Here is a 1,378-nt window from a genome sequence, read left to right as displayed (position 1 = left end):
GCGTCGATTGTCAATGATACCGGGCTGTTTACGGTGGAGGGCATTGCGGCTGCCACGACTGTCAACAAGGGTGGGCGTCTGAACGTTGCTGCTGGCGGAACAGCGGGCGACACATCGGTTATCGGCGGCTTTGCCGCAATCAATGGCGCGAGTGGCGCGACCAGTGTCAGCGAGGGCGGAACTGTTTTCGGCACAGGCACGCTTGAAAGCCTTGTTGCCAAGAGCGGGGGCATTGTCTCGCCGGGCAATTCGGTTGGCACGCTCAATGTCAGCAAGGATGCGACGTTCGAGAAGGGCAGTGTTTTCAATGTCGAGATCAAGCCTGACTTTCTAAGTGCGGATCAACTGGCGATTGCCGGTGAGGCGATGCTTCTTGGTGGTATCGTCAATGTGCGGTTGGAAAACGATACGGCGCTTTTGACCGAGGATGTCACCAAGAGCCTGTTCCTGAAGAGTTTTGACATTGTAACAGCAAGCAAAGGTGTGACAGGCCAGTTCGATGGCGTCTGGCCGCGGTACAACTACATCACTGCCAATCTTGATTATGCTGACAGGAACAAGGTCGTGCTTGGCTTTGATTTTACCCCGGATGTGAAAACCGCAAAGATTGTGGAGCTTGAAAAGCAACTGGCTGCACTTGAAGCGGAAAAGGCGCGATTGGCAGAGGTCAAGCGCATAGCTGACGAGAAGGCTGCGGAAGCGGAAGCCAAGCGCATAGCTGATGAGGCTGCACGCCTAGCCGCTGAGGAGGCCGAGAAGGTCAAACAGGCGGAGGAAGCCGAAGCGTTGGCGAAGGCTGCTGCTGACGCGAAGAAACTTGCCGATCAGAAGGCCGAAGAAGATCGTATTGCAGCCGACAGGAAGCGCATAGCTGATGAGAAGGCTGCGGAAGCGGAAGCCAAGCGCATAGCTGATGAGGACGCACGCCTAGCCGCTGAGGAGGCCGAGAAGGTCAAACAGGCGGAGGAAGCCGAAACGTTGGCGAAGGCTGCTGCTGACGCAAAGAAACTTGCCGATCAGAAGGCCGAAGAAGATCGTATTGCAGCCGACAAGAAGCGCATAGCTGACGAGAAGGCTGCGGAAGCGGAAGCCAAGCGGGTAGCTGATGAGGACGCACGCCTAGCCGCTGAGGAGGCCGAGAAGGTCAAAAAGGCGGAGGAAGCCGAAGCGTTGGCGAAGGCTGCTGCTGACGCGAAGAAACTTGCCGATCAGAAGGCCAAGGACGCTCTCGAGAAGAAATTGCTTGAAGCAAAACTAGAAGCATATCTGTCTCCTGAATATCTGGCGATTGGCGTTAAGAGCCGCAATCAAAAGGGTGTGTGGAAAGGCATTCAGTCCGCGGGGTGGGATAATCCACTGCTGGCACAGGTAGCAGTCT

Annotated in this window: 1 protein-coding gene; it reads left to right on the top strand. The window is 56.0% G+C overall.

Annotation, left to right across the window (positions count from 1 at the left end; translation table 11 throughout):
• Window positions 1-1,378: autotransporter outer membrane beta-barrel domain-containing protein (locus PMI41_RS24360; RefSeq protein WP_008126917.1), on the top strand; the 1,378-nt coding region annotated here is incomplete at both ends.

Origin of the sequence: Phyllobacterium sp. YR531, from assembly GCF_000282595.1 — a bacterium.
Classification (GTDB): domain Bacteria; phylum Pseudomonadota; class Alphaproteobacteria; order Rhizobiales; family Rhizobiaceae; genus Phyllobacterium.
This window is presented reverse-complemented; position numbering and strand designations above follow the sequence as displayed.